16 protein-coding genes are annotated in these 20110 nt (G+C 50.9%); 12 read left to right on the forward strand and 4 right to left on the reverse strand.

Going from position 1 to position 20110, the window contains the following annotated elements; genetic code table 11:
• Positions 1-338: 338 nt before the first annotated feature.
• Positions 339-1151: a 2,3,4,5-tetrahydropyridine-2,6-dicarboxylate N-succinyltransferase gene (locus DCW36_RS01420; RefSeq protein WP_114784527.1), complete on the reverse strand. Its 813-nt coding sequence runs from the start codon at positions 1149-1151 to the stop codon at positions 339-341.
• A 48-nt stretch (positions 1152-1199) separates the two neighbouring features.
• On the opposite strand from DCW36_RS01420, the gene DCW36_RS01425 reads away from it, so the two are divergent.
• The 11 genes from DCW36_RS01425 (at position 1200) to DCW36_RS01475 (ending at position 12895) form a co-directional block, all read left to right on the forward strand.
• A complete protein-coding gene (locus DCW36_RS01425; protein ID WP_114784529.1) occupies positions 1200-2327 on the forward strand; it encodes a glycosyltransferase family protein in 1128 nt (375 codons plus the stop codon).
• A gap of 183 nt (positions 2328-2510) precedes the next feature.
• Complete coding sequence (locus DCW36_RS01430; protein ID WP_114784531.1) at positions 2511-3509, forward strand: 3-oxoacyl-ACP synthase III family protein; 999 nt, start codon at positions 2511-2513, stop codon at positions 3507-3509.
• A 90-nt stretch (positions 3510-3599) separates the two neighbouring features.
• Complete coding sequence (locus tag DCW36_RS01435; RefSeq protein ID WP_114784533.1) at positions 3600-3965, forward strand: four helix bundle protein; 366 nt, start codon at positions 3600-3602, stop codon at positions 3963-3965.
• A 212-nt stretch (positions 3966-4177) separates the two neighbouring features.
• Entirely contained in the window at positions 4178-4834 is a 657-nt protein-coding gene (locus DCW36_RS01440) for a metal-dependent transcriptional regulator (protein ID WP_114784535.1), read from the forward strand.
• Positions 4835-4850: 16 nt separating this feature from the next.
• Positions 4851-5768, forward strand: coding sequence for a metal ABC transporter solute-binding protein, Zn/Mn family (locus tag DCW36_RS01445; protein WP_114784537.1), 918 nt, complete (start codon positions 4851-4853; stop codon positions 5766-5768).
• Between the two features lie 12 nt (positions 5769-5780).
• Positions 5781-6578, forward strand: coding sequence for a metal ABC transporter ATP-binding protein (locus DCW36_RS01450; protein WP_114784539.1), 798 nt, complete (start codon positions 5781-5783; stop codon positions 6576-6578).
• A 312-nt stretch (positions 6579-6890) separates the two neighbouring features.
• Positions 6891-8174: a metal ABC transporter permease gene (locus tag DCW36_RS01455; protein WP_114784541.1), complete on the forward strand. Its 1284-nt coding sequence runs from the start codon at positions 6891-6893 to the stop codon at positions 8172-8174.
• Positions 8175-8524: 350 nt separating this feature from the next.
• On the forward strand, positions 8525-9418 hold the full coding sequence (locus DCW36_RS01460; RefSeq protein WP_114784542.1) for a metal ABC transporter permease: 894 nt from the start codon (positions 8525-8527) through the stop codon (positions 9416-9418).
• A gap of 806 nt (positions 9419-10224) precedes the next feature.
• Entirely contained in the window at positions 10225-10782 is a 558-nt protein-coding gene (locus tag DCW36_RS01465; RefSeq protein ID WP_114784544.1) for a thioredoxin family protein, read from the forward strand.
• 131 nt (positions 10783-10913) lie between these two features.
• Positions 10914-12293 (forward strand): tRNA uridine-5-carboxymethylaminomethyl(34) synthesis GTPase MnmE, encoded by a 1380-nt coding sequence (gene mnmE / locus DCW36_RS01470; protein ID WP_114784546.1) that lies wholly within the window; start codon positions 10914-10916, stop codon positions 12291-12293.
• A 134-nt stretch (positions 12294-12427) separates the two neighbouring features.
• A complete protein-coding gene (locus DCW36_RS01475) occupies positions 12428-12895 on the forward strand; it encodes a hypothetical protein (RefSeq protein ID WP_125185526.1) in 468 nt (155 codons plus the stop codon).
• A gap of 642 nt (positions 12896-13537) precedes the next feature.
• Here the strand turns inward: DCW36_RS01475 and DCW36_RS22415 are convergent.
• The 3 genes from DCW36_RS22415 to DCW36_RS01485 all read right to left on the reverse strand — a co-directional run bounded on the left by DCW36_RS22415 (position 13538) and on the right by DCW36_RS01485 (position 18229).
• Entirely contained in the window at positions 13538-13702 is a 165-nt protein-coding gene (locus tag DCW36_RS22415) for a hypothetical protein (protein WP_164890998.1), read from the reverse strand.
• A gap of 289 nt (positions 13703-13991) precedes the next feature.
• Positions 13992-17399 (reverse strand): ThuA domain-containing protein, encoded by a 3408-nt coding sequence (locus DCW36_RS01480; RefSeq protein ID WP_114784552.1) that lies wholly within the window; start codon positions 17397-17399, stop codon positions 13992-13994.
• Between the two features lie 452 nt (positions 17400-17851).
• On the reverse strand, positions 17852-18229 hold the full coding sequence (locus DCW36_RS01485) for a GxxExxY protein (protein WP_114784554.1): 378 nt from the start codon (positions 18227-18229) through the stop codon (positions 17852-17854).
• Positions 18230-18434: 205 nt separating this feature from the next.
• Between DCW36_RS01485 and DCW36_RS01495 the strand changes: the two genes are divergently transcribed.
• A complete protein-coding gene (locus DCW36_RS01495; protein ID WP_240676002.1) occupies positions 18435-19988 on the forward strand; it encodes a type I restriction enzyme endonuclease domain-containing protein in 1554 nt (517 codons plus the stop codon).
• Positions 19989-20110 lie beyond the last annotated feature (122 nt).

The following is a 20110-nucleotide window of genomic DNA, read 5'->3' on the forward strand; positions in this document are numbered from 1 at the left end:
TCAAAAGCCTCAAAATCAAATTTCTTTTCCATGGTGACTGTGCTTAAGCTAAGTTAATTATTTTCTTGCTTTGACACAGTTCCGTTTACAGCCTCTATCATGTTTGAGGAAAGACTCAGGACCCACCTGAGGGTTTGACTTTTTTGATGTTAGGCTAAAGCCGTAACATCAAAAAAGCCATTAAAAAAATGAGTGACACAGTTTCGTTTACACTCCCACACAGTTTCGTTTACACTCCCTTCAACCCTTACAAAAATTCCAAAATTTCTACCTTTCTACCTTTCTACCTCTCTACCTCCTAAACTTTCTAACTCTCTAACTCTCTAACTCTCTAACTCCTACACTGCTACCGCGTGGTCGCGCAGCACGTCGTTGAGGGATGTTTTGAGGTCGGTGCTTGGTTTACGCTGCCCGATGATGAGGGCACACGGTACATTGAAGTCGCCTGCCGGGAATTTTTTGGTGTACGAGCCCGGGATAACGACGGAACGCGGCGGTACATAGCCTTTGTATTCTTTTGGCTCGGAGCCGGTCACGTCGATGATTTTAGAGCTGCCGGTAATCGTAACGCCAGCGCCAATCACCGCTTCTTTACCAATATGGCAACCTTCCACCAAAATGCTTCGGGAACCGATAAAGGCGCCATCTTCTACAATTACCGGGGCTGCCTGTACAGGTTCCAGCACGCCGCCTAAACCTACGCCACCGCTCAGGTGAACATTTTTACCCACCTGCGCGCAGCTTCCTACCGTTGCCCAGGTATCCACCATCGTGCCCTCGTCTACAAAAGCGCCAATGTTCACGTAAGAAGGCATCATCACCACACCTCTTGCCAAAAACGAACCATAACGTGCCACGGCATGAGGTACTACCCGCACACCCAGCTCCGCATAGTTCTGCTTCAGCGCAATCTTATCATGAAATTCAAAAGGACCTACTTCGATGGTGTTCATGGTCTGGATCGGGAAGTACAGCAGCACGCCTTTCTTCACCCACTCGTTTACAATCCATTTGTCGCCATCGGGTTCGGCAACGCGCAGTCTGCCTTTGTCCAGGTCTTCAATAACAGCACGGATCGCCTCTTTTGTCTCTATTTTCTGCAACAGCGACCGGTCTTCCCATGCCTTCTCAATAATATCTCTAAGCTCCATATAATTGTTGTTGTTAGTCTTGAAGCGTAAAAGTATTAAATTTAGCGGATGTGTGAAAAGAGAATCCTGATTGCTTCGTTATTAAAACCCATAAACGATACGCGGCTCTACGAAAAACTGGGCTTGTCGCTGGCAAAACTGGCGGGGGTGCAGGTGCATATTGCGGCCTATGAGGCCCCGCTGCCGGAAGCCCCTCCCCACAACCTTTTCTTCCACCCCCTCTTCCGGTTCAGGCGCTTAAGCTTCGGACGGCTCCGGGCACAGTTGCGGTTTTTCAGGCTGCTGCTCCGGTTAAAACCCGACATCGTTATCGCCAGCACGCACGAACTGCTCCCGGTCAGTTTCCTGTACACGCTCCTCAGCAAGAGCAAACTGGAGTACGACATACAGGAAAACTATGCTCTGAACCTGCAGGCGCAGCAAAATTACCCCTGGTTGCTGAAACACCTTTTCGCCTTTCTTGTCCGAAGTACCGAGCAGCTGATCGCACCCGCTGTTGCGCATTTCCTGGTGGCAGAACAAACTTACCTGCAGGAGCTCCCCTTCCTGGAACACCGCTATACCTTAATAGAAAACAAATACAAACCTGGCCCCAACTACCGGCAGCCACCCTTCCCGGTGCACCTGTCCAAAGAATCGCTGAGGCTGCTTTACTCCGGCACGATAGCCGAAGTATACGGCATCTTCGAAGCAATTGCGCTGGCCGACCAGTTCCACCAGGTTTATCCCGGCACCACGCTCACCATTATCGGGTACTGCGCCCAGCCGGCCACCCTGGAGAAGATCCGGACACTTATCAGGCAAAAACCGTATATAACTCTTATTGGTGGAAACAACCTGGTACCACATCAGCAGATTATCGATCAGATCCAGAAAAGTGACGTAGGCTTACTCCCCTATCAACCGAATGAAAGCACATTCCGTTGTATACCAACCAAGCTTTACGAGTACATGGCACACGCACTGCCCATGCTGCTACAGCACAACCCGCTTTGGGAAACGATACTAGCACAAGCCAATGCGGGCATCGCTGTAGATTTCAGTAAACCAGCTGGGCAAGCAATCGGTGAAATCCTTTTCAGTAAATCGTATTATCAAAACGGTGTGCCGGATATGGTGTACTGGGACGCCGAGGAAGTGAAACTACTCCAGGTGATGGGGCAACTGTTAGCTTAACTAATAACCTGACCGTTACCGGGCAAGGCAAAGCACCAGCCAGCAGCAACAGGAATGGTGGCAGGTGCAGCAAATAAAAAGGGCAGTATTATCATTAGAAAGAAAGCAAAAAAAGCTGATAAATATTTTTTAGGCTTACCTAAAAATAAATTCGTATATTTGAAACACTAAAAGCGATAGCTTATGCGAAACTCTAAAATTACCGGAGTAGGCCACTATGTTCCGGAAAATGTGATCACAAACAAGGACCTGGAAAAGCTGATGCCGACTTCAGACGAATGGATACGTGAGCGTACGGGCATAGTGGAGCGCCGCTACTTCCAGGAAGGTGTAGACACTACCTCTAATATGGCGGCCAATGCGGCCCGTGCGGCACTTAAAATGGCCGGACTGGAAGCCACCGATCTCGACCTGATCATTTTTGCCACGCTCAGCCCCGACTATGTTTTCCCGGGGTCGGGTGTACTGCTGCAGCGGGAACTCGGACTTAACTTAATTCCTGCACTGGATGTACGCAACCAGTGTTCCGGGTTTATCTATGCCCTTTCGGTGGGCGATCAGTTCATCAAAACGGGCATGTACAACAACGTGCTGGTGGTGGGCTCCGAGATTCACTCCAGTGGGCTAGATTTTTCGGAGAGGGGCCGGAACGTTTCGGTCATCTTTGGCGATGGCGCCGGTGCCGTTGTGCTTACGCCTTCCGATGATCCGGAGAAAGGCATCCTGTCTACGCACCTGCATGCCGAAGGAGAGTTTGCCGAAGAACTGGCCGTGATTGATCCGGGGAGCAACAAAAAGAACCGGCTCACACACGAGATGATCGAGGAAGGCTCCATTTACCCGTACATGAATGGCAATGTAGTTTTTAAACATGCTGTTACGCGCTTCCCGGAAGTAATTGAAGAAGCACTTAAAAAGAACAACTACAAACCTTCTGATATAGACATGCTTATACCGCACCAGGCTAACCTGCGCATCACGTCTTATATCCAGCAGAAGATGGGGCTCCCGGTGGAGAAGGTGTTCAGTAACATCCATAAGTATGGTAACACCACTGCTGCCTCGGTGCCCATAGCCTTAAGCGAAGCAGTACAGCAGGACAGGATAAAAGAAGGAGACCTGGTCTGCCTCGCCGCCTTCGGCAGCGGCTTTACCTGGGCATCGGCCCTGATCAGGTGGTAGTTTTTTAATGTGCTGATTTTTTAATGTGCTAATGTGCTGGGTGTAATAAAGTGCTGATGCTTTAATGTGTAAATTATTGATAATGGAGTTATGAATGAGATACAGTTGGAGGGGTTTGAAAATAATCCGATAGTAAAGAAGTCTTTTTTATTTGCGTTGGAAATCATTCAGGTTGCTGAAATTCTGGAGGAAAGAAAAAAATTTGTAATTGCCAACCAGCTTTTGAAAAGCGGAACTTCCATTGGTGCAAATGTCTGGGAGTCGCAACATGCCGAATGTAAAGCAGATTTTATTCACAAACTGAAAATTGCTGCTAAGGAAGCCATAGAAACCGAATACTGGTTACTCCTCTGCAAACTCAGTCCCAACTATCCAACTGTTTCGGATAAGCTTGAAAAGCTGCTTGAACTGCAAAAGCTAATGTCTAAAATCATTTCCACCTCCAAAAAGAATTAAGGAATCAGATAAATTAATTAAGTGTGTTAGGAAGACGAGACTAAGAAAATGTTGTTGATTTGGATTTGCAATCCGAATTCCGGGAGCGGTCGGATTTACAATCCGAATCAGCAGTAGTATCAGATATTTAATCTTAAAAATTAACCCATTACCAATTTAACACATTTGCACATTACCATATTAGCACATTAAAAAATTAGCACATTAACCCAATGCACAGTTACACAGAAGAAAACTATATCAAAACCATTTACAAACTCTCGGCCGACGGTACGCAGGATGTGAGCACGAATGCCATAGCAGAGGCGCTGGAGACAAAGGCAGCTTCGGTTACGGACATGCTGCGCAAGCTGAGTACGAAGGGAGTTGTTAATTATGTGAAATACCGGGGCGTTTCGCTTACGCAGGAAGGACAGCGGATTGCCCTGCAGGTGGTGCGCAAACACAGGCTATGGGAGGTGTTCCTGGTCGAGAAACTAATGTTCAGCTGGGACGAGGTGCACGAGGTGGCTGAGGAGCTGGAGCATATCAGTTCGGAACTGCTGGTAACGCGCCTCGATGAGTACCTGGGGCATCCAGCTTTCGACCCGCACGGCGATCCTATCCCAACTGAAACGGGAGAATTAAACCTGAAGCAACAAACGCTGCTGGCAGAAATGGAACTCGGTACTTCCGGCGTGGTAGTAGGTGTGCGCGACTCCCAGCCGCTCTTCCTGCAGTACCTCGACAAAATAGGCATCTCTCTCGGCGCCAGCATTCAAGTAATAGACAAAATAGCTTTCGATAAATCACTGGAAATAAGCATCAACAACAACAAAAGCCAACTTGTATCAAGTGAAGTATCTAAAAACATATTTCTGTCTGCTTAAGCTCCGTACCTGCAGCGTGCTGCTGACTTTCCTGTTCTCTTCCCTCCTGCTGTTCTCCTGCAAACAGGTCGATACAAGGGGGCAGTTACAGGAAGGAGAGCGGCTGACGGTTGTCACCACCACCGGCATACTGGCCGATGCGGTTAAAAACATTGCGGGCGATGAAGCCGATGTACAGGCCATCATGGGCAGCGGCGTGGACCCGCACCTGTACAAGGCCACACAGGGCGACCTGCAACTGCTCACCGATGCGGACATGATCGTGTACAACGGGCTGCACCTGGAGGGAAAGATGGGCGAAGTGCTGGAAAAGCTCAGCCGCTACAAAACCGTTGTGGCTGCAGCCGGGGGTATTGCACCTTCGAGCTTACGTAAATCTGCCGGGTTTACAGATGCCTACGACCCGCATGTGTGGTTTGATGTTTCGGTGTGGCAGCAGGTGGTGGAGCACCTGAGCAAGGAACTGCAAAAGAAAGACCTGAAGAATGCCCGGGTGTACGAGCAAAATGCGGCGCAGTACCTGCAGCAACTTTCGGAACTGCATGCGGCTGTGCAGCAGCAAATAGCCTCCATACCCGAACAGCAACGCATCCTGATCACGGCCCACGATGCATTCGGTTATTTCGGAGATGCCTACGGCATCCAGGTACGGGGCCTGCAGGGCATCTCCACCGTGTCGGAGTTTGGACTACAGGATGTGTCGGCGCTGGTAAACTTTATTGTCGACAACAACATAAAAGCGGTGTTTGTAGAATCGTCGGTTTCTCCGAAAGCCATAGAGGCCGTGATGGCAGGAGCCCGTGACAAAGGACACCGGATTAAACTTGGCGGCACCTTGTTTTCCGATGCCCTGGGCGAGGCGGACACACCGGAAGGCACTTACGCAGGCATGGTTCGTTATAATGTTAAACAAATTGTTTCCGCTTTAAAATAAGCACTTTAGCCTATGATACTTCAAGTAGATAATCCGGTAGTGGAAGTGCATGATCTGACGGTGAGTTATGACCGGAAGCCCGTTCTTTGGGGTGTTGACCTGACGCTGCCTGCCGGGGCGCTGGTCGGGGTGATCGGTCCGAACGGAGCCGGTAAGTCTACCCTGATCAAGGCCATCATGGACCTGCTGCCAGCCAGCAGCGGCTATGTCCGGATTTTCAATGAACCCATTAAAGAAGTGCGCAAACGCATCAGTTATGTACCGCAGCGCGAGTCGGTCGACTGGGATTTTCCGGCGTCGGTGTTCGATGTGGTGCTGATGGGGCGCTACGGTCGCCTGGGCTTTTTCAGCAGGCCCCGCAAAGCCGACAAAGACGCCGCCATGGAAGCGCTGGAGAAAGTGGGCATGCAGGCCTACGCCGACCGGCAGATCTCGCAGCTCTCCGGCGGACAGCAGCAACGGGTGTTCCTGGCCCGGGCGCTGGCCCAGAACGCCGACATCTACTTTATGGACGAACCTTTTGCCGGCGTTGACATCGCCACCGAAACAGCCATCATCGAACTTCTCCGGCAGATGCGCCAGCAGGGCAAAACAGTAGTCGTCGTGCACCACGATTTGCAGTCGGCCGCCAACTACTTCGACTGGATTATCCTGCTCAACATGCGCCTGGTCGCCTCCGGCCCCACCGAGCAAACCCTGACGCAGGAACTGCTGGAAAAAACCTACGGCGGCAAACTGACTGTACTATCCAAAGTAGGCGACCTGCTGCGCAAACAGGAATTCCCGGCACGGGAAGAACGGAGAGTTTAGGAGTTTGGGAGTTAGAGAGTTAGAAAGGTGAAGAGGTAGTTATTTTATAGGGGTTGAAAATCTTCAACCCTTTCACAAACCACAAACAAACCTAATCCTGAAAATTCTAAAATTCTGTAAATCCTGATTCAGACAAATATAAAATCACATGAATCATTTAAATCAAAAGAATCAACGGTTCAGACAGCGGCAGAGGCAATGGTGACAGGAGCAGAAACAAAGTTTAGGGTAGAAAGTATTCAACCCCTACAAATTTCCTAAACTATCTAACTCCCAAACTTTCTAACTTTCTAACTCTCTAACTCCCAAACTATGCACGAGTTTCTGGAATTCTTCTCGTTTGCAGACGCCAATGTCCGGTACGTGACGCTGGGCTCTGTGCTGCTGGCCAGTAGCTCTGCCGTAGTGGGCTGCTTTACGTTGCTCCGAAAACGGGCGCTGGTCGGTGATGCCGTGGCCCATTCGGTATTGCCGGGGGTTTGCCTGGCCTTTATCCTGTCGGGCACCAAAAACCCGCTCATCCTGCTGACCGGAGCTTTGGTTACCGGCTGGCTCTCGCTCGTTCTTATTGACTACATCACGGCACGTTCGCGCATCAAAGAAGACACCGCCATCGGGCTGGTGCTTTCGGTTTTCTTTGGAATCGGCATTTTGCTGCTTACCGCCATCCAGCACTCCGGGAACGCCGCGCAGAGCGGCCTGGACAAGTTCCTGTTTGGCAAAGCGGCCTCGCTGGTAGGCGAAGACCTGGTTGTGTTCAGCGTGGTAGCCCTGCTCCTGCTTGTTTCTACCGTTGTTTTTTACAAGGAGCTCATGCTGCTCTGCTTCGACCAGGCCTATGCCCGCACGCTTGGCTACCCGGTACGGGCGCTGGAGCTGCTCCTTACCACCCTCACCGTACTGGCTGTAGTCGTGGGCATACAGGCCGTGGGCGTGGTGCTGATGGCGGCCATGCTCATTACACCGGCGGCGGCTGCCCGTTTCTGGACGGAAAAATTAACACTGATGCTGGTGCTGGCTGCGCTCATGGGCGCTTTCTCCGGGCTCGCAGGTGCTTTTGTATCGTACACGGCCCCTGCTATGCCAACCGGTCCCTGGATCGTGCTCATTATTTCCATGATCGCCATTCTCTCTTTTGCCTTTGCACCCAAGCGAGGTTGGGTGTCGCGCCTGATCAAGCAACGGCACAACAAGTACCAGATCCTGGAAGAAAACCTCCTGAAGCTGCTTTACCAGCTGGGCGAGCTGAAGCAGGATTTCTACACCTCCCGTAGCCTCACCCAATTGCTGGAGCGACGGAATATACCCAAAGCGGAAGCCTTGAAAGGTTTAAAGATACTTAAACGTCAGGGCTACGTGCAGCAGGAACAGGAGGCCTGGGTGCTGACAACAGAAGGACAGAAACGGGGTCAGCGGGTGGTCCGGCTGCACCGCCTCTGGGAGCTTTACCTGACCCGCTTCCTGGAACTGGCTTCCGACCACGTGCACGAAGACGCCGAAACCATCGAACACATCATCACGCCGGAACTGGAGAAAAAGCTGATGGAAGAACTGGGCTTCCCGCAACTGGACCCGCACAGCGCCAGGATCCCTTAAGTTAGAGAGTTTAGGAGTTTGGGAGTTAGAGAGTTAGAGAGTTTGGGAGTTTAGGAGTTTGGGAGTTTGGGAGTTTGGGAGTTTGGGAGTTTGAAAGGTAGAAAGGTAGAAAGGTAGAAAAGTAGAAAGGTAGTTATCTTGTAGGGGTTGAAAATCTTCAACCCTGCAACAGAAAGGTAGAGAGGTTGGGGGTATGGCTGCAGAGACGCGGTGCCCGCGTCTCCTGCACGAACCACAAACAAACCTAATCCCAATGCTGTAAAACTTGATTCAGGCAAACATAACACTATAATTATCAAACTTTTATGATCGCCCCAATAACCAATAACAAATAACCAATAACTAAAAATATGAACGCATTCTGGATCATACTGACGGGCTCCCTTGTCGCCACCTGCTGCGGGCTGCTGGGGTGCTACCTGATTCTGCGGCGGATGGCCATGGTGGGCGATGCGATATCGCATGCGGTTTTGCCCGGTATTGTCATCGCTTTCCTGCTGTCCGGTTCACGCGACCAGGTACCGATGCTCCTTGGGGCGGGGGTGCTGGGGGTGCTGACAACCTTCCTGATCGAATTCTTTCACCGGGCAGCGCGGGTGCAGGCCGATGCTTCTATCGGCGTTACCTTTACCTGGCTTTTTGCGATCGGCATTATCCTTATTTCGGTGTTTGCCGGGCAGGTGGACCTGGACCAGGACTGTGTGCTGTACGGCGAAATTGCCTATGTCCCCATCGACCTCTGGATATCTGACGGCGGCTACATCCTCGGCCCCCGCACCGTCTGGACACTGGGTGTGGTGACGCTGCTGATCATCGGTTTTATCGTGGCCGGCTACAAAGAACTTTTCCTGACGGCGTTTGATTCGGGGTATGCGGCTGCCATCGGCATCTCCACTTCGTTGTGGTACTACCTGCTCATGACGGCCGTTTCCATTACCACGGTAGCCTCTTTCGAGTCGGTGGGGGCGATCCTGGTGGTGGCTTTCCTGGTGGCGCCGCCGGCCGCCGCTTACCTGCTCACGGATAATTTCAAGCAGATGCTCCTGATTTCGGCAGCACTGGGTGTGGTGGCATCCGCAGCCGGTTATTACCTGGCCGTCTGGATCGACGGTTCCATTGCCGGCGCTATAGCCACCGTTACCGGGTTTGAGTTTCTGCTGGCCTTCCTCTTCTCTCCTTCCAGGGGCATGCTCACAAAACGGAAACAGCTGAAACCAGAACCTGCCCTTGAAGCTGCAGCTTAATCCCGATTGTATAACCCTTTGGTTTTAGCTATGGTATGAAAACAGAATAAAAAGCACTAACGGTGCGTTTATTGGTTAACAGCAGCAAGTGATACATGAGGCAAAGTAATTTTTGTCCCCCTTTGAAGCTAATCTTGTAGGGAAAAGTTTGTATTATAAAAAATATAAATTGTTTTTTTATAAGTATTTTCTAACGCCAGTTTGAGCGTAGCGGTAACTGGTGGTAATATATGGTGCCAGTTTTCAACTGGCGTGTCTGGATATCGGTGCTTTTGTGCGCACGCCAGTTGAAAACTGGCCCTAATGAGAACCACAAGTTACCGCTGCGCTCAAACTTGCGGTAGGTAACAATAAAAAAAGCCAATAGGCATTTAAATTATTTCAAATTTTTTCCTACAAGATTAGCTTTGAAGGGGGCTGGGGGATGACTTACACCTGTGGATAAAATATTGTTGTACTGGCTGTAGAACTGAATTTCTTCACAGCCCGTGCATCATCCCCCTTACCCCCTTCAAAGGTAGGGCCGTTTCATTCTAACGGATTCTCCCCTTGAGGACAACCTAAAGCAGGAGCTTTAGAGTTGCGAGCGAAGCTCTTAGAGGGGTGTTTACATCTGTGAATAAACTCTGATAACATAATTTCAGACGTTTTACCACCAAGCTTTACACCCCTATTAGCTCCGCTAGCAAGTTTCGAACTCACGTTCTCACTTGTCCTCAAGGGGATAGTCTCGGTCAATGAAACGGCCCTATCTTCTAAGGGGGACTTTTCCTGCTGTTGTAATTTATGCGTAACATTAGTTATTTATGATAAACCGAATTCTTCTCCTCCCCCTCCTGACGCTGGTCTTCCTCCTGACCGGTTTTAAGGTGCAAAAACCTGCTGCACCTGCCACCACAGCCTTACCTGCTGCTGAAAAAATAGAGTGGCTGACCATGGAAGATGCTGTTGCCAAAATGAAACAGCAGCGCCGGAAAATTGTAGTGGATGTGTATACCGACTGGTGCGGCTGGTGCAAAAAAATGGACAAGTCTACCTTTGCCAACCCAAAAGTCGCGGCTTATGTAAACCAGCATCTTTACGCGGTTAAGCTCGATGCCGAAGGCCGGAAACCCATCACCCTGAACGGCACCACCTACAAATACAACCCGCAGTACAAAGCGCACGAACTAGCCGTGGCCCTGCTCAACGGACAAATGAGTTTTCCATCGACCGTTTTCCTGGACGAGCAAATGCAAATTATCACGCCCGTGCCCGGCTACCTCGACGCCGATGCATTCAGTAAAATTTCCCGCTACTTCGGCGACAACATTTACAAAACCCAGAACTGGCAGGAGTACGAAAAGAGCCTGAAGAAGCGCTAAGCAGCAGCAGTGGCCCTGGTGGCAGGAGCAGCAAGGTTTTAGGATTGGGCAGGCTGCAGAAATAAGCTTAAATTTGTAGTTCACAGCGCCGCAGCAGGCGCTGCCATTGTACAAGCTGACATTACCTGACCTTGATACCACACTATTCCGCTTCCGATACCATTGTGGCCGTAGCCACCGCACCCGGCGTGGGCGCCATCGCCGTTATCCGCCTGTCCGGCCCCGAGGCCATTACCATCACCAACAGCGTGTTCCGGGGCAAAGACCTCACGCAGCAGCCTTCGCACACCATCCACTTCGGCACCACCCGCGACCAGGACAAGGTGATCGACGAGGTGCTGGTGTCGCTGTTCAAGGCGCCGACTTCCTATACCAAAGAAAACGTGGTGGAGATCTCCTGCCACGGTTCCGACTTTATCGTGCAGCAGATCATGCGGCTCCTGCTGCAAAAAGGCGCGCGCCTGGCACAGGCGGGAGAGTTTACGAAGCGGGCCTTCCTGAACGGGCAGTTCGACCTGGCCCAGGCTGAAGCGGTCGCCGATCTCATCGCCTCCGACTCGGCCCTCTCGCACGAGGTGGCCATGAAGCAGATGCGCGGTGGTTTTTCGCTGGAGATAAAGCGGCTTCGGGCAGAACTGGTGCATTTTGCCTCGATGATAGAACTGGAGCTGGACTTCGGGGAAGAGGACGTGGAGTTTGCCGACCGCGAGCAACTGCGCCAGCTTATCCTGAACATACAGCGCATCATCCGGGAGCTGCTCAAATCGTTTGAACTGGGCAACGTGATCAAGAATGGCGTTCCGACGGTGATTGTAGGTAAACCAAACGCCGGCAAGTCCACCCTGCTCAACGAACTGCTCAACGAAGAGAAGGCCATCGTGTCGGACGTTCCCGGCACCACCCGCGACTTCATCGAAGACGAAATCAACATCGAAGGCATCACCTTCCGCTTCATCGACACGGCCGGCCTCCGCGAAACCACCGACAAGGTAGAAGCCATCGGCGTGGAGCGCACCCTGCAGAAGCTCAGCCAGTCGTCGCTCATCATCTACCTCTTCGACATCAACACCACCACCCCGGCGGAGTTGGAAGAAGAACTGGCAAAGCTAAATCCCAAGAAGCTGCCGCTGCTGCTGGTAGCCAACAAAGTAGACCAGGCCTCCCCTGCTACGGTAGCTGCTTTTGCACAACTTGAAGGACTGGTAAGCATCTCCGCCTCCGAAGCCACCAACATGGAAACACTGAAGCAGGCACTGGTAGAGAAGGTTAACCTGGGCAAGCTGAATACGAAGGAGCAAACCATCGTCACGAACCTCCGCCACTACGACAGCCTCCAGAAAACCTACGAAGCGCTGGACGACACCCTCAACGGCCTGGGGCTTGGCATCAGCAGCGACCTGGTGGCAGCGGACATCCGGCGGGCGCTGTACCACCTGGGCTCCATTACCGGTGAGATCACGACGGATGATCTGCTGGATAATATTTTTACGAAGTTCTGTATCGGCAAATAAGCTTCTGCTCCTGCCACCACTGCCTCTGCACAACGTTAAGGCAAAATCAGGAGGTGCGAAGTTTCGGTATAATACCAGCACCTGGCACTATATAGCAAATAAATTGTATATTGCTTTACATCAATTAAGCGCTCATGAAAAACTTACTACTTGCAGCCGGGGTGATGGCACTTGTTTCATGCACAGAAGCACAGGAAAAGACGCCGGCAGAGACAACAGAAGCGGCAGTTACCACAGAACCTGCCCAGGAGCAGCAGGAAAGCCCGGCAGCTAAAGGCGACCTGGTGCCGGGTGTTTACCACGTGCACCAGTTATCTGCTGGCGGATTTTTGTTCCAGTACAAGATCGAGCTATCGGATGGGGAATACAAAATGTTCGATAAAACGGGGAGCTACACCTACGATCCGGCCACTAATGTTATCCGCTTCACCTCCGGTGGGCTGAAAGATTTTAACGGGGTGTTTACAAGGGTGGAGCACCTGAACGAATCGCGCAACCTCATGATCGTGCTGGACTTCCAGGGTGGCATTCCCGATACGCTGAACCTTGGCAAGAAACCGGGTGGATATTACCAGTACGCCTACTACCAGCAACCAGAGTAAACTTCCACGAAGAGCGAAATGCATGAACCTCCTGCTGTACCTACCAATAAAATTTGTCAGCTTTCCAGGTAACAGGATTGTTCAAAATGTAACCTTCGATGTGTTTATAGGATTTGTCATCGCGGATAATATGATCGTGGTACCGGGTTTGCCAGGCAAAATCAGCATGTAGTTTATGTGCCTGCCGGGTCACCGCTGCTTTGAATCCGCGTATGACCGATGCCAGGTTTTTTGACTGTGTGCCAAACGTGTTTTTGTTTTCAGGTGCAGGCACGGGAGAGGCGGGTATGGAACTGTGTTCTGTCCGCCGTTTCTGCCGTTGTTGGTGTTTTCACCATAGCCGTCAGGCTAAAACCAACAATTATTCATTATCATTTCGACCATTCCCGAGGCGAGGGCCGAAGGGAATGGTCGAAATGTCACAAAAGGCAAGTTAGCCTGACGGCTATGGTGATAACACCAACAACGGCGGGAATACCAAATTTTAAAAAGCATCTTCCATTGTAGTACTTCTTATAGCAAGTGTCTGCAGCTTGCCCACAAGATCCTTAACAGGATGACAAAATGATGGGGCTAATTTGGAAGCAACTAAATACTATTTGGTAAAAGTTAACTGGTGGCGAAGTTTTGTCCACTACAAGATTATTCTTCAGTTTTTCGCATCCTGCCAATCTCATCTTCATTCTTGGAAGTAGCGCGTTTAGCTTTTTCTGCAGCAGCTTTAAGGCGCTCCTCGTTTTCTTTTCTTTCTTTAAATTCTTTCTGGCGCTGCTTCTTTTGTTGGTTTTCTGACCTGGTACTCATCATCTAGTTTCATTTTGTGTAAGCTGTAAATTAGCATAGGCTTGCATACTATATTCTTCCTTTATCATTTGATGTGGGTCTTTGATGTCCATTTATACTGACCTACATCCAAAAAGCCGGACAAATAAAAGTTTACCATAACACAAATCATCGAGGCCCTGAAGGAAAATGAGCAAGGCCTTAATTCTCAGGAGTTATGCCGGGAGCTGCTTATTTTTACGCAGCCTTCAACAATTGGCGCGCGTATTGGAGCAGCGCCACTTGTGCCTTTACATAACGACTATCCTCCGTACTACTCAGGCAGGAACCGGATTGATTTGAGCAAAGGCCTTTTTGCCATTGGGCCGGCTGCAGCAGGCTTCAGGAGGATGTATATATCCTGCAAAGAACCGGAAGCAGCTTTCTGAATACGAATGGTGGCTGTTTCCTTTGCTTTACCCGACTTAAAGTTTAGCTGCCCTTCTCCCACTTTAGGACCCGTTACCTCGTTAAGCCGCAGTTCAACCTGGTAGCTGCCCGCTGATCCGCTTCCGAAGCCAGCCAGTTCGATGCCGCTTATGCCTGTTAAATCAACCTGAGGAACCTGGATCCAGCCTTCTCTTTCAGGCAATACCAGGTATCTGTTGCCCAGGGAGTCTTTCCGGGCCAGGGCATTCTGATTTTTGATTTCGCCTGCATCGATGCTGCTGTTCAGGAGGTAAACTGTTTTGGCGCCTGTTAGGGGTTGTGGCGCTGCCGATACGCCGTTATCGGTGTAGGTGGCAGTCAGCTTCAGGACGGATGGCTGGCCTTGCGCCACCTCCTTTGCCGGCACAATTTCTCCTTTGGCCGGTAAAGATGCTTTTTTGCTATCCTTATCTGCTAAAGAAAGAATGTATTGCGCTATCTGCCTGGCATCGGACTGGTCCATGGCAGGGTGTGCCGGCATCGGGTTAGCCCCCCAGACACCACTGCTGCCCTTCACAATTTTTCCGGCCAGGTAAGTACCTGCGTCGCCCTGCTTCTGGTACTTCCGGGCAATTTCCCCGAAAGCAGGCCCGATGGATTTTTCTTCGGTTCTGTGGCATCCGTTGCAATCAGAGGCATTCATCAGGTTGCGGCCAATTATCGCCTGCGATACCTCCTGGTGGCCCATTGAAGCTGCCGCGAGATCGGTTCCGCGGATGTAGTCTACGGATACAAAGAGATTCTCGGGAATAATAGCGGCATCTTCGTCGGTTACTCCTACCTCGTAGCGAACCGGTCTGCCGGTGAAATAAAAACTCTTGTTTGCAGGCAGGTGTATGGTTACGGCAGGTTGGGTATTGCCTGCCGTTAGCACTAGTTCTTCACTCTTTGTTCTGGCATTGGCAGCGTCTACCACCTCTACGCTAATCCGATGTACGCCCGCTTGCTGCAGGGTATGTTCCAGCACGGGCTCTGTTGTTTCTTTGCGGAACTGGCCGACCTTCCACAGGTACCGCAGTGGCTTCTTCTCAAAATCTGTTGCGGTTACGGTTGCCCGAATGGTGAGCGGGAGCTGCCCGCTTGTTTTGTCTACTGTAAAGGCCTGTATCCGGGGCGGCAGGTTTCCGGAGATGTAATCGATCCGGGACAAACCCGCTTCGGGATTTGCAGTAAACCAGCCTTTGCCGTATTCCAGGAGGTAGATTTTCCCGTCCGGCCCAACTTCCATGTCCATGATGGCGCTGAAGGGGGTGCTGCCCATAAAGTTTTCGATTTTATGCAGATCGCCATTTTCCTTTAAGGTGAGCACTTTAATCCAGTTGCGTACCCATTCATAGATAAATACTTTCCCGTTGTAATAATCCGGATAGGCTGTTTTCTGGGGGTACAGGTCGTTGTAATACACAGGTCCTGCCATGGCAGTGCGTCCTCCTGAACCTAGCACCGGGAACTCAGCGGAAACATCATAAGGGTACCAGATTAAGGGAGACTGGGCAGGCGGAAGCGCTGCCAGACCAGTGTTGTTGCGGGAGTCGTTCTGCGGTTTGGCCGGATCGTAAGCGCCGCCTGATTTGCCGGTGCCGTAATTGTAACGCTGGTACGCATAATTATTTCCTACGAAAAGCGGCCAGCCATAAAATCCTGCCTGTCGGGCCTGGTTAAACTCGTCGTATCCGCGGGGGCCCCTGTTGTCGAGGCTGTCGGCACGGGCATCGGGGCCTACTTCGCCCCAGTAGAGGTAGCCGTTTTTCTGGTCAACCGCAATACGGTACGGGTTCCGGTTGCCCATTACATAGATTTCGGGGCGGGTTTTTGACTCGTTCCTGCCGAAGAGGTTGCCTTCCGGAATTTCGTAGCTCCCGTCGGGCAGCACCCGGATGCGTAGGATTTTACCGCGCAGGTCGTTTGTATTAGCGGCTGTTCGGCGGGCATCGTATTGCTCGTGCCCCGGCCGGTCGTCGAGGGGCGCGTAGCCATTGCTTCTGTAGGCCTGCCCCCGCTCGTTAAAGGGGGTGGAGTTGTCGCCGGTGGATAAGTAGAGCAGCTTGTCCGGCCCGAATGCGATGGAGCCGCCGGTATGGCAGCATATATTTCGTTGTGCGCTGAACTGCAGCACGACCTTTTCCGATGCCAGGTCCAGTTTTTTATCCTTGAACACAAACCGCGACAAGCGGTTGACAGCGGTGTCTGCCGGACTGTAGTACATATAGATGTAGTGGTTGCGTGCAAAGTCCGGGTCGGCGGCTATGCCCATTAAACCTTCTTCCGCATTAACACCTTGCACCGTGGCTTTGTGGTACACGTTCAGGGTACCCACTTCCCGTATTTCCTCCGTTTGCTGGTCATAGAATTTTATTTCTCCTCTTCGCTGCACCACCAGCACGCTCAGATCGGGTAAAATGGTCATTTCGGTAGGCTCCATAAATACCCCCTGCGCCAGCACCGTCTTCACAAACCGTTCTTCGGCAGGCACACGCGCCGAAGTTGCCTTGTCATAATCAGGCTCCTCGTTTTCGCCCATAGCATAGCGGATTCCACCTAACAGGTGCTGTAAAAAGTCTTTGTCCTGGTAAGCAGCTTCGGTGTGCCCCAGGCCTGTGTAAAAAGCCCTGCCGCCATCAAAGTTATGATACCAGGCGATGGGGTGGTGCTCCCCGTTTTTGCCGCCTTCGTAGGAGGTTTCGTCCAGGGTGAGCAATACCTGTACTTCCCTGTTCAGATTTTTGTAGTTGTACCACTCATCCGTTTTTCGCCAAACCTCCGGCAGGTGCGCGGTTGCCGGATGTTGTTTATCCCGGTTGTGCATAGCCGCTTCCTGCACTTTCGGGTGGTTCTCGAAGTAAGCACCCACCAGGGAACCGTACCACTCCCAGTTATGCTCGGTATCGGCGGCGGCGTGTATGCCCACATAGCCACCTCCTGCCTGTATGTAGCGCTCAAAATCGGCCTCCTGGTACTGGTCCAGCACATCGCCTGTTGTATTCAGAAACACAACTGCCGCATACCGGCCCAGCGAATCTTCCTGAAAATAAGCGGCATTGGTAGTAGTATCTACCAGGAAGCCGTTCTCCCGACCAAGCTTGAGCAGCGCATCGACACCCGTCGCAATAGCATCATGATGATACCCGCTCGTTTTACTGAATACTAAGATAACCGGGTCTCCCGTTCGTTTTTTAACGCATGAAGTTAAAAGGCAGGCTCCCGCCAGCAGCACGCAGCAGAAGCTAATAAGCGTCCGGAATTTTGATTTCATTTATAATTTTATGAACTGGATGAAAGGGTAGTAAAAAACAAAAATAATAATTGTTATTATAACACCTAAACAAATGTTAATTAGTTTTTGCAAATGTTTTAGGAGTGAAATTGGTCTTGCTGAGAATCAAGCGAAGTTTTATTACAGTGTCTGATTTGGAGATGCCGGGCCTGTGGGGGATTTTATTGTCTGAATTTGGATTCGCCGGATTTTTTGTCGGAATTTGGATTCGCCAGATTTATGGATTAATGGATTCTGTTCAGTCCGAACAACTATTTTAAGCTGCTAATCCGGAATGTTTGAATTTGGATTGGTCAGATTTATGGATAAAAAGGATTAAATAAACAACAATGAAAAAATAATCTGATTAATCCGTTTATCAGACGAATCCAAATTCAGACAAATAATCTGATGAATCCCTTAATCTGACGAATCCAAATTCCGATAGCAATTCAGATTTTCCTATTCAGGGGGTGGCGCAGCCTTTTTACTTCGAGGCTTCTTGCGCCGAAGTTCAGGAGCAGGCCTTTGTCGAGTTTATAAGCAACCAGGTAGTTGAGGCCCTGGGCCAGGTGCACGTCATCGAGTTTGGTTAGCGCCTTTAACTCTACCAGGATTTCATTTTCCACCAGAAAATCTACCCTCCTGCTGCCAATTTCGACCTGGTCGTAGTATATGGGCATTTCCTGTTCCCGCGCAAAAGCCAGGTTCGCTTTACCCATTTCAATAGCCATAGCACGTTGGTAAATTACCTCCTGAAAGCCATTGCCCAGCGCAGCATGCACTTTCATGGCACAACCAATTATTTTATAGGTCAGATCATCTTCCATTTTTCCCTTTATTCTAATCTCCTTTAGGGGTACGGAATATAGTCTGAATTTGGATTCGTCGGATTTATGGAGGAATCAGATTATTTGTCTGAATTTGGATTCGTCGGATTTATGGATGAATCAGATTATTTTTTCTTAGTTTCCTAATCCTTTAATCCCTTAATCTGACGAATCCGAATTCAGACAATTATTCACCGCCGTGATCATGACCACCAACATCGCCAAAGACCCCGTGGCCTGGAACCCGCACGTGCGCACCCAGCAGCAGATGGAAGCCATCAAAGCCCGCTTCAAAGACCCCGAGGACCCGCTCCAGCTCGTGATCGTGCGCGACATGTGGCTCACCGGCTTCGACAACCCCGCCCTCCACACCCTCTATGTCGACAAGGTAATGAGCGGCCACAACCTGATACAAGCCGTCAACCGCGTCGCCACCGTCTTCCGCGACAAACCCAGCGGCCTGATAGTAGACTACATCGGCATCGGCGACAAACTGCGGGATGCGACGAAGAAGTATACTTCGGCTGGTGGCGCAGGGAAAGTAGCGTTTGACATAGAAGAGGCGTTTGAGCTGGCGAAGGAGGTGATCGGGCAGCTACGCGAGCAACTGCCGGGAGGTCCGGTAGAGTTAAAATACGGGACTGAAGGAAAGTCCCCCTTTGAAGGGGGCAGGGGGATGAAAAAGGCCGCAGAAGACCCAACCAGCTACAATACAACGCACAAAAGCAATAAAGATGAAACAGGAAATGATTTGTTCAGCACGAGTAATCATCCCCCTACCCCCTTCAAAGGGGGACTTGTTCGCAGTTCCGGTAATGGGTTTGAAGGGGGGCTTTCTGGTTTCGCTTCAGTACACGCCGCTATCCCCTACTTCTCCGCCCTGCCCACCGGCGAGAAGCTGAAGCTGGTGGCCTATACCGTGAACCACCTCGTAGCCGACGATGAACTGTGCAAGGCCTTTATGCTGAACGAAAAGAAACTCAGCAGCCTTGCCCCCATCGTTAAAAGCCACGAGCGCATCCATGAACTGGCTGCCGCCATCATTTACCTGCAGCACGTGGGTGCAGCGCTCCGCAAGCTGAAGTACCCGCAGCAGAACATCAAGAAATCGCAGGGTCAGATCAAAGACCTCATCCACCGCTCTATCGAAAGCGAAGAGGTGGTGGACGTATTCCAGATGGCCGGCATCGAGCGCTTCGACATTTCCATCATCAACGACGATTTCCTGGCGACTGCCAAAGAGCAGAAAACCGGCAACGAGCTGAAGCTGGAGCTCCTGCGCCAGATCCTGAACGACGAAATAAAACTGCACTCCGCCAAAAACCTGGTGAAGTACCGCAAGCTGAAAGAAGAGGTAGAAAAGATCATCGCCGACTACCACCACCACTTCTTCGACAGCCTGGTGGCCATGGAAAAGCTGCGCGAAATAGCCCGGCAGATGCAGGAAGAGGACCAGCGCCGCAACCAGCTCCGCCTCACCGAGGCGGAAGAAGCCTTCTACGAGATCCTGGCCAGGCACCCAAACGCCGTGCAGGACTTTGACCTGATAAAAGAGCTGGTGCAGAAGATACTGGCCCAGGTAAAGAAAAGCGCCTCCCAATCCGACTGGTACAAAAAAGACGACACCAAAGCCCAGCTGCAGCTGGCGGTAAAAAAGGTACTCCGATTTAACATAAAATCCGAACTGCAGGAAATCCTGGAAGAGGTAATGGAGCAGGCGGAGGAGCGCTACCGGGAGTGGCAGGCCGGGGTGGCGTAATTGTCTGAATTCGGATTTGTCGGATTAATGGATTTATCGGATTATGTTCAGCACGAGTAAAATACTTTTTCCTGCATTCGGAAATGTCGGAATTTGGATTCGTCAGATTAAGGGATTAACGG

The organism is Botryobacter ruber (assembly GCF_003347595.2).
GTDB classification, from domain to species: domain Bacteria; phylum Bacteroidota; class Bacteroidia; order Cytophagales; family Hymenobacteraceae; genus Pontibacter; species Pontibacter ruber_A.

Bases quoted from the DNA above. Each gene is read 5' to 3' on its own strand.
- DCW36_RS01420 (WP_114784527.1), bottom strand. From the start codon at position 1,151: ATGGAGCTTAGAGATATTATTGAGAAGGCATGGGAAGACCGGTCGCTG.
- DCW36_RS01425 (WP_114784529.1), top strand. From the start codon at position 1,200: ATGTGTGAAAAGAGAATCCTGATTGCTTCGTTATTAAAACCCATAAAC.
- DCW36_RS01430 (WP_114784531.1), top strand. From the start codon at position 2,511: ATGCGAAACTCTAAAATTACCGGAGTAGGCCACTATGTTCCGGAAAAT.
- DCW36_RS01435 (WP_114784533.1), top strand. From the start codon at position 3,600: ATGAATGAGATACAGTTGGAGGGGTTTGAAAATAATCCGATAGTAAAG.
- DCW36_RS01440 (WP_114784535.1), top strand. From the start codon at position 4,178: ATGCACAGTTACACAGAAGAAAACTATATCAAAACCATTTACAAACTC.
- DCW36_RS01450 (WP_114784539.1), top strand. From the start codon at position 5,781: ATGATACTTCAAGTAGATAATCCGGTAGTGGAAGTGCATGATCTGACG.
- DCW36_RS01455 (WP_114784541.1), top strand. From the start codon at position 6,891: ATGCACGAGTTTCTGGAATTCTTCTCGTTTGCAGACGCCAATGTCCGG.
- DCW36_RS01460 (WP_114784542.1), top strand. From the start codon at position 8,525: ATGAACGCATTCTGGATCATACTGACGGGCTCCCTTGTCGCCACCTGC.
- DCW36_RS01465 (WP_114784544.1), top strand. From the start codon at position 10,225: ATGATAAACCGAATTCTTCTCCTCCCCCTCCTGACGCTGGTCTTCCTC.
- DCW36_RS01475 (WP_125185526.1), top strand. From the start codon at position 12,428: ATGAAAAACTTACTACTTGCAGCCGGGGTGATGGCACTTGTTTCATGC.
- DCW36_RS22415 (WP_164890998.1), bottom strand. From the start codon at position 13,702: ATGATGAGTACCAGGTCAGAAAACCAACAAAAGAAGCAGCGCCAGAAA.
- DCW36_RS01480 (WP_114784552.1), bottom strand. From the start codon at position 17,399: ATGAAATCAAAATTCCGGACGCTTATTAGCTTCTGCTGCGTGCTGCTG.
- DCW36_RS01485 (WP_114784554.1), bottom strand. From the start codon at position 18,229: ATGGAAGATGATCTGACCTATAAAATAATTGGTTGTGCCATGAAAGTG.
- DCW36_RS01495 (WP_240676002.1), top strand. From the start codon at position 18,435: ATGACCACCAACATCGCCAAAGACCCCGTGGCCTGGAACCCGCACGTG.